Genomic DNA, 7,500 nt, shown 5'->3' on the forward strand with positions numbered 1-7,500 from the left:
ACATGATGCCGGATGGCGGTGTTACAAATGACGCGAGATACGTAGGCCGGATAAGCACAGCGCCATCCGGCAATAAAACTTAGCGGAAGCTCACCGCTTCTCCAGCCTGTTGTGTCGCGGCCTGCTCCAGCAGATCCCAGAAGGTTTCGCCGCTGCGATCGCAAATCCATTCGTCGCCTTTCAGGTCAAAATGGTAGCCGCCCTGTTTGGTCGCCAGCCATACCTGGTGCAGCGGCTCCTGACGGTTGATGATGATTTTGCTGCCGTTCTCAAAGGTAATGGTTAGCACGCCGCCGTTGATTTCGCAGTCGATATCGCTGTCGCCGTCCCAGTCGTCCAGACGTTCTTCAATGGTCATCCACAGGGTGTCTGCGAGGCGATGAAATTCACTGTCGTTCATTGTTGTTTCCCGTTTTTTACGTGATGGCGGCAGTATAACCTGGAAGAATTCATGATGCAGTTTTCAGCCAACTCTTGCTTTTACGTCTTCTCCTGCGATGATAGAAAACAGAAAGCATGAACTTACAGGCAATCCATAATGAAAAATGTGTTTCAGGCACTCGCTGTACTTCTCACTCTGTTCAGCCTGACCGGCTGCGGTCTGAAAGGCCCGCTCTATTTTCCACCTGCTGACAAAAACGCGCCGCCGCCGACGCATGAGGTTGATTCGCAAATCCAATCGACGACGCCCGATCAAAACGATCGCGCTACGGGAGACGGCCCTTCTCAGGTGAACTATTGACGGTACGTTTCTGTCCCCGCGTAAATGGAGTGAATGATGCAATTCTCTAAAATGCATGGCCTTGGCAACGATTTTATGGTCGTCGACGCGGTAACGCAGAATGTCTTTTTCTCGCCGGAGTTGATCCGCCGCCTGTCAGACAGGCATCTGGGCGTGGGGTTCGACCAGCTTCTGGTTGTCGAGCCTCCTTACGATCCTGAACTGGATTTTCATTACCGCATCTTCAACGCCGATGGCAGCGAAGTGTCGCAGTGCGGTAACGGCGCCCGCTGCTTTGCGCGATTTGTGCGTCTGAAAGGGCTGACCAATAAGCGCGATATCCGCGTCAGCACGGCCAATGGCCGGATGGTGCTGAGCGTCACAGATGATGAGCTGGTGCGGGTGAACATGGGTGAGCCAAACTTTGAACCCGCGCAGGTTCCTTTTCGCGCCAACAAAGCGGAAAAGACCTATATTATGCGAGCGGCCGAGCAGACAATATTGTGCGGCGTGGTTTCAATGGGGAACCCGCACTGCGTGATTCAGGTCGATAATATCGACACGGCGGCAGTCGAAACGCTGGGACCGGTTCTGGAAAGCCATGAACGTTTTCCAGAACGAGCGAATATTGGGTTTATGCAGGTTGTGAAGCGCGAGCATATCCGATTACGCGTTTATGAACGTGGGGCAGGAGAAACTCAGGCCTGCGGCAGCGGCGCATGCGCCGCCGTTGCGGTGGGCATTCAGCAGGGTTTGCTGGCAGAAGAAGTACGCGTGGAATTACCTGGCGGTCGCCTTGATATCGCCTGGAAAGGCCCGGGTCATCCGTTGTATATGACTGGCCCGGCGGCACATGTCTACGACGGATTTATTCATCTATGAAGCAACCAGGGGAAGAACTACAGGAAACACAGATGGAACTGGACGACCGGGCGGTCGTCGATTATCTACTGCGTAACCCTGAGTTTTTTATCCGTAATGCGCGCGCCGTTGAGGCGATGCGCGTTCCTCATCCCGTGCGGGGGACGGTGTCGCTTGTTGAGTGGCACATGGCCCGCGCCCGGAATCATATCCATGTTCTTGAAGAGAACATGACGCTGCTAATGGAACAGGCGAATGCCAACGAAAGCCTGTTCTACCGTCTGCTGCATTTGCAGGGACGGCTGGTTTCCGCCAGTAGCCTGGATGAAATGCTGATGCGGTTTCATCGCTGGGCGCGGGAGCTGGGGCTGGCGGGCGCGACCATCCGGCTGTTTCCCGATCGCTGGCGACTCGGCGCGCCGTCGAATCATACCCATCTGGCGTTAAGCCGTCAGGCCTTTGAACCGCTGCGTATCCAGCGTCTGGGGCAGGCGCAACACTATCTTGGCCCATTGAATGGCCCGGAACTGCTGGTGGTGCTGCCTGAAGCCAAAGCGATTGGCTCGGTGGCGATGTCGATGCTGGGGCGTGATGGCGATCTGGGGGTCATACTCTTCAGTAGCCGCGATGTGCATCATTACCAGCAGGGGCAGGGGACACAGTTACTGCAAGAAATCGCCTTGATGTTGCCGGAACTGCTGGAGCGCTGGATTGAACGTGTATGACCGAATTATCGCTTTCTCAGGACGTTGCGCGCTTCTTGCGTTACCTGGGCGTAGAACGGCAACTTAGCCCCATTACGCTACTGAACTATCAGCGTCAGCTTGATGCCATTATCGCTTTAGCCGGAGAAACCGGTCTGCAAAGCTGGCAACAATGTGACGCTGCGATGGTGCGCGCTTTCGCGGTACGCAGCCGCCGTAAAGGGTTAGGGCCCGCCAGCCTGGCGTTGCGCCTCTCTGCTTTACGCAGTTTCTTTGACTGGCTGGTGAGCCAGGGTGAACTCAACGCTAATCCGGCGAAAGGCGTCTCCGCGCCGAAAGCGCCTCGTCACCTGCCGAAAAATATCGACGTGGATGATATCAACCGCCTGCTGGATATCGACCTCAACGATCCGCTTGCCGTGCGCGATCGGGCGATGCTGGAGGTGATGTATGGCGCGGGGTTGCGTTTGTCTGAACTGGTGGGGTTAGACATCAAACACCTCGATCTCGATACGGGCGAAGTGTGGGTGATGGGGAAGGGCAGCAAAGAACGGCGTCTGCCCATTGGCCGCAATGCGGTGGCGTGGATTGAGCATTGGCTGGATCTGCGCGGCCTGTTCGGCAGCGATGACGATGCGCTGTTTCTCTCAAAGCTCGGGAAACGGATCTCCGCGCGCAATGTACAAAAACGGTTTGCGGAGTGGGGCATTAAGCAAGGGCTGAATAGCCATGTCCATCCGCATAAACTGCGTCACTCGTTCGCGACCCATATGCTGGAGTCGAGCGGCGACCTGCGCGGCGTGCAGGAGCTGTTAGGCCATGCCAATCTGTCCACCACGCAAATCTATACTCATCTTGATTTTCAACACCTGGCCTCGGTGTACGATGCGGCGCATCCACGCGCCAAACGGGGGAAATAATGCGTTTTTACCGGCCTTTGGGACACATCTCAGCACTCACGTTCGATCTGGATGACACCCTTTATGATAACCGTCCGGTTATCCTGCGCACCGAGCAGGAAGCGCTCACCTTTGTGCAAAACTACCATCCTGCGCTGCGTACATTGCAGAATGCCGACCTGTATCGCCTGCGTCAGGCGGTACGCGAAGCAGAGCCGGAAATTTATCATGATGTGACGCGATGGCGTCATCGCGCCGTGGAGCGCGCCATGCTGGAAGCGGGCCTGTCAGCGGAAGAGGCAATGGCGGGGGCGAACGCCGCGATGATCAATTTCGCAAAGTGGCGCAGCCGTATCGATGTTCCGCAAGTGACGCATGACACGCTGAAGCGGCTTGCAAAAAAATGGCCGCTGGTGGCCATTACTAACGGCAATGCGCAGCCGGAACTGTTTGGGCTGGGCGATTACTTCGAATTTGTGCTGCGCGCAGGCCCGGACGGGCGTTCTAAACCGTTCAGCGACATGTACTCTCTGGCGGCGGAGAAGCTCAACATGCCGATCGGCGAGATCCTCCACGTCGGCGACGATCTGACGACCGATGTCGCCGGGGCGATCCGCTGTGGAATGCAGGCCTGCTGGATCAAACCGGAAAATGCCGACCTGATGCAGACCACTGACAGTCGTTTACTGCCGCATATCGAAATTTCACGGTTGGCATCTTTGACCTCGCTGATATAATCACCAGCAGTATTGTATATATACCCAGCTTTTTGGCGGATGGCGCTGCGCTTATCCGCCCAACACACTTTTACGCGGCGGTGCCAATGGACGTTTCTTACCTGCTCGAAAGCCTTAATGATAAACAGCGCGAAGCGGTGGCTGCGCCACGTAGCAACATGCTGGTGCTGGCGGGAGCGGGGAGCGGCAAAACCCGCGTGCTGGTGCACCGTATCGCCTGGCTGCTGAGCGTAGAGAATAATTCACCCTATTCCATTATGGCCGTTACCTTCACCAATAAGGCGGCGGCGGAAATGCGCCACCGTATCGGTCAGTTAATGGGAACCACGCAGGGCGGGATGTGGGTCGGCACCTTCCACGGTCTGGCGCACCGTCTGCTGCGCGCGCACCATATGGACGCCAACCTGCCGCAGGATTTCCAGATCCTCGACAGCGAAGATCAGCTGCGCCTGCTCAAGCGCCTTATTAAAGCGATGAACCTTGACGAGAAGCAGTGGCCGCCGCGTCAGGCAATGTGGTACATCAACAGCCAGAAAGACGAAGGGCTGCGTCCGCACCATATTCAGAGCTACGGCAACCCGGTGGAGCAGACCTGGCAGAAGGTTTACCAGGCCTATCAGGAAGCGTGCGATCGCGCAGGGCTGGTGGACTTTGCCGAACTGCTACTGCGCGCGCATGAACTGTGGCTCAACAAGCCGCATATCCTTCAGCACTACCGCGAACGTTTTACCAATATCCTGGTGGACGAATTCCAGGATACCAACAACATCCAGTACGCGTGGATCCGTCTGCTGGCAGGCGATACCGGCAAAGTGATGATCGTCGGCGATGATGACCAGTCTATTTACGGCTGGCGTGGAGCGCAGGTAGAGAACATCCAGCGTTTCCTCAAGGATTTCCCGGGCGCGGAAACCATTCGTCTGGAGCAGAATTACCGCTCGACCAGCAACATCCTCAGCGCGGCGAACACCCTGATTGAAAACAACAATGGCCGTCTGGGGAAAAAGCTGTGGACCGATGGCATTGATGGCGAGCCGATTTCACTGTATTGCGCGTTTAATGAGCTGGATGAGGCGCGTTTTGTTGTTAACCGCATCAAAACCTGGCAGGACAACGGCGGGGCGCTGGAACAGTGCGCCATTCTCTATCGCAGCAACGCCCAGTCGCGCGTGCTGGAAGAGGCGCTGTTGCAGGCCAGTATGCCGTACCGTATTTATGGCGGTATGCGCTTCTTCGAACGTCAGGAAATTAAAGATGCGCTCTCCTATCTGCGCCTGATCGCCAATCGTAATGATGATGCGGCGTTTGAGCGCGTGGTGAATACCCCGACGCGCGGTATTGGCGATCGCACGCTGGACGTTGTGCGCCAGACCTCGCGCGACCGTCAGTTAACCTTGTGGCAGGCGTGCCGCGAGCTGTTGCAGGAGAAAGCGCTGGCTGGCCGCGCCGCAAGCGCCCTGCAACGCTTTATCGAGCTAATTGACGCGCTGGCGCAGGAGACGGCAGATATGCCGCTGCATGTTCAGACCGATCGGGTGATTAAAGACTCGGGTCTGCGCATGATGTACGAGCAGGAAAAAGGCGAGAAAGGCCAGACGCGTATTGAGAACTTAGAAGAACTGGTGACGGCGACGCGCCAGTTCAGCTACAACGAAGAAGATGAAGACCTGATGCCGTTGCAGGCGTTTCTCTCTCACGCCGCGCTGGAAGCGGGAGAAGGGCAGGCGGATACGTGGCAGGATGCGGTTCAACTGATGACCTTGCACTCGGCGAAAGGGCTGGAGTTTCCGCAGGTGTTCATCGTCGGCATGGAAGAGGGGATGTTCCCCAGCCAGATGTCGCTGGATGAAGGCGGGCGCCTTGAAGAAGAGCGTCGCCTGGCCTACGTCGGCGTAACCCGCGCGATGCAGAAGCTGACGTTGACCTATGCGGAAACTCGCCGTCTGTATGGCAAAGAGGTCTACCACCGCCCGTCGCGCTTTATCGGCGAATTGCCGGAAGACTGTGTGGAAGAAGTGCGGCTGCGTGCCACGGTCAGCCGTCCGGTGAGTCACCAGCGGATGGGAACCCCGATGGCGGAAAACGACACCGGGTACAAGCTGGGACAGCGCGTGCGTCACCCGAAATTCGGTGAGGGCACGATCGTCAATCTGGAAGGCAGCGGTGAACATACCCGGTTGCAAATCGCGTTTCAGGGGCAGGGCATTAAATGGTTTGTTGCTTCTTATGTTCAATTCGAAAATGCGTAACTTTCAGAAAAATATCATTATTTTGTAATAATCTGCTAGCCTTATACGCTGAAGGGCAATAATTGTTCTTCAGCGTTTCGTTGCGTGTTGACGTCAAATTTTTGCTGGCGTAACATGCGCGCACGATTACGCTAAGAGGACATTCGCCTTGGACACACCCAGTAGATGCTGGCTCATTATCCTGTCATTCAGGATCAACTCCTAAGGCTATCCCTTTTTGCTGATAGCCTTAGCGGTTGTCAGCGACCTTCTCTTTTTCCCGTCGCGCTGAGTCAGGCTGTTTAATGGTCTGAAACCCAATTTGTTTCTGTGTGCCCACCCGAACTGTCCGATATTTTTAAGCATTGGGAGTCCCGGTCATGCTGAGCGCATTTCAACTGGAAAATAATCGACTGACCCGGCTGGAAGTCGAAGAGTCACAAACCCTGATTGATGCCGTATGGGTCGATTTGGTCGAACCGGACGACGACGAGCGACTGCGCGTACAATCTGAGCTGGGCCAAAGCCTGGCGACACGTCCTGAACTGGAAGACATCGAAGCATCCGCGCGTTTCTTTGAAGACGAAGACGGGCTGCACATCCACTCCTTTTTCTTTTTCGAAGATGCGGAAGACCACGCCGGTAACTCCACGGTGGCATTCACCATTCGCGATGGCCGCCTGTTTACGCTGCGTGAACGCGAACTGCCCGCTTTCCGCTTGTACCGTATGCGCGCCCGTAACCAGGCGATGGTGGACGGCAATGCCTATGAATTACTGCTCGACCTGTTTGAAACAAAAATCGAACAGCTGGCGGATGAAATTGAAAACATCTACAGCGATCTGGAAGAACTAAGCCGCGTGATCATGGAAGGGCATCAGGGCGATGAATATGACGAAGCGCTCTCCACGCTGGCAGAGCTGGAAGATATCGGCTGGAAAGTTCGCTTATGTCTGATGGATACCCAGCGCGCGCTTAACTTCCTGGTACGCAAGGCGCGTCTTCCGGGGGGGCAACTGGAGCAGGCGCGTGAGATCCTGCGCGATATCGAGTCCCTGCTGCCGCACAACGAATCCCTGTTCCAGAAGGTGAACTTCCTGATGCAGGCGGCGATGGGCTTCATCAACATCGAGCAGAACCGCATTATCAAGATCTTCTCGGTGGTATCTGTGGTGTTCCTGCCGCCGACGCTGGTGGCGTCCAGCTATGGGATGAACTTTGAGTTTATGCCGGAGCTGAAGTGGAGCTTTGGTTACCCTGGCGCGATTATCTTTATGATCCTCGCGGGTCTGGCGCCGTATTTGTACTTCAAGCGTAAGAACTGGCTGTAATATTGCGCCCGGTGGCGCG

At 55.9% G+C, this 7,500-nt stretch carries 9 protein-coding genes; 8 read left to right on the forward strand and 1 reads right to left on the reverse strand.

Annotated elements, in window-relative coordinates; translation table 11 throughout:
* Nucleotides 1-79: 79 nt before the first annotated feature.
* Nucleotides 80-400: an iron donor protein CyaY gene (gene cyaY / locus OGX84_RS02490; protein WP_047459992.1), complete on the reverse strand. Its 321-nt coding sequence runs from the start codon at nt 398-400 to the stop codon at nt 80-82.
* Nucleotides 401-538: 138 nt separating this feature from the next.
* Between cyaY and lptM the strand changes: the two genes are divergently transcribed.
* The 8 genes from lptM to corA all read left to right on the forward strand — a co-directional run bounded on the left by lptM (nt 539) and on the right by corA (nt 7,481).
* The gene (lptM, locus tag OGX84_RS02495) at nt 539-742 is read left to right on the forward strand and encodes an LPS translocon maturation chaperone LptM (RefSeq protein ID WP_012131153.1); all 204 of its coding nucleotides are present in this window, start codon (nt 539-541) and stop codon (nt 740-742) included.
* A gap of 36 nt (nt 743-778) precedes the next feature.
* Nucleotides 779-1,603, forward strand: a complete 825-nt coding sequence (gene dapF, locus OGX84_RS02500; RefSeq protein ID WP_024130100.1) for a diaminopimelate epimerase — start codon at nt 779-781, stop codon at nt 1,601-1,603.
* Nucleotides 1,600-2,307 (forward strand): DUF484 domain-containing protein, encoded by a 708-nt coding sequence (locus tag OGX84_RS02505; RefSeq protein ID WP_012131155.1) that lies wholly within the window; start codon nt 1,600-1,602, stop codon nt 2,305-2,307. The genes dapF and OGX84_RS02505 overlap by 4 nt, the downstream gene beginning before the upstream one ends.
* Entirely contained in the window at nt 2,304-3,206 is a 903-nt protein-coding gene (gene xerC, locus OGX84_RS02510; protein ID WP_012131156.1) for a tyrosine recombinase XerC, read from the forward strand. Before OGX84_RS02505 ends, xerC begins: the two co-directional genes overlap by 4 nt.
* On the forward strand, nt 3,206-3,922 hold the full coding sequence (gene yigB, locus OGX84_RS02515; RefSeq protein ID WP_012131157.1) for a 5-amino-6-(5-phospho-D-ribitylamino)uracil phosphatase YigB: 717 nt from the start codon (nt 3,206-3,208) through the stop codon (nt 3,920-3,922). The genes xerC and yigB overlap by 1 nt, the downstream gene beginning before the upstream one ends.
* Nucleotides 3,923-4,008: 86 nt before the next feature.
* Entirely contained in the window at nt 4,009-6,171 is a 2,163-nt protein-coding gene (gene uvrD / locus OGX84_RS02520; RefSeq protein ID WP_012131158.1) for a DNA helicase II, read from the forward strand.
* Nucleotides 6,172-6,319: 148 nt separating this feature from the next.
* Nucleotides 6,320-6,376, forward strand: coding sequence for a YsgD/CorL family protein (gene ysgD, locus OGX84_RS02525; protein ID WP_213164972.1), 57 nt, complete (start codon nt 6,320-6,322; stop codon nt 6,374-6,376).
* 154 nt (nt 6,377-6,530) lie between these two features.
* Complete coding sequence (corA, locus tag OGX84_RS02530; RefSeq protein WP_012131160.1) at nt 6,531-7,481, forward strand: magnesium/cobalt transporter CorA; 951 nt, start codon at nt 6,531-6,533, stop codon at nt 7,479-7,481.
* Nucleotides 7,482-7,500 lie beyond the last annotated feature (19 nt).

It is taken from the genome of Citrobacter sp. CK202 (assembly GCF_030333225.1).
GTDB lineage: Bacteria > Pseudomonadota > Gammaproteobacteria > Enterobacterales > Enterobacteriaceae > Citrobacter_B > Citrobacter_B koseri.

What these genes read in the sequence shown, in the direction of transcription:
- corA (WP_012131160.1), top strand. Translation starts at nt 6,531, where the DNA reads ATGCTGAGCGCATTTCAACTGGAAAATAATCGACTGACCCGGCTGGAA.
- dapF (WP_024130100.1), top strand. Translation starts at nt 779, where the DNA reads ATGCAATTCTCTAAAATGCATGGCCTTGGCAACGATTTTATGGTCGTC.
- xerC (WP_012131156.1), top strand. Translation starts at nt 2,304, where the DNA reads ATGACCGAATTATCGCTTTCTCAGGACGTTGCGCGCTTCTTGCGTTAC.
- uvrD (WP_012131158.1), top strand. Translation starts at nt 4,009, where the DNA reads ATGGACGTTTCTTACCTGCTCGAAAGCCTTAATGATAAACAGCGCGAA.
- yigB (WP_012131157.1), top strand. Translation starts at nt 3,206, where the DNA reads ATGCGTTTTTACCGGCCTTTGGGACACATCTCAGCACTCACGTTCGAT.
- OGX84_RS02505 (WP_012131155.1), top strand. Translation starts at nt 1,600, where the DNA reads ATGAAGCAACCAGGGGAAGAACTACAGGAAACACAGATGGAACTGGAC.
- cyaY (WP_047459992.1), bottom strand. Translation starts at nt 400, where the DNA reads ATGAACGACAGTGAATTTCATCGCCTCGCAGACACCCTGTGGATGACC.
- lptM (WP_012131153.1), top strand. Translation starts at nt 539, where the DNA reads ATGAAAAATGTGTTTCAGGCACTCGCTGTACTTCTCACTCTGTTCAGC.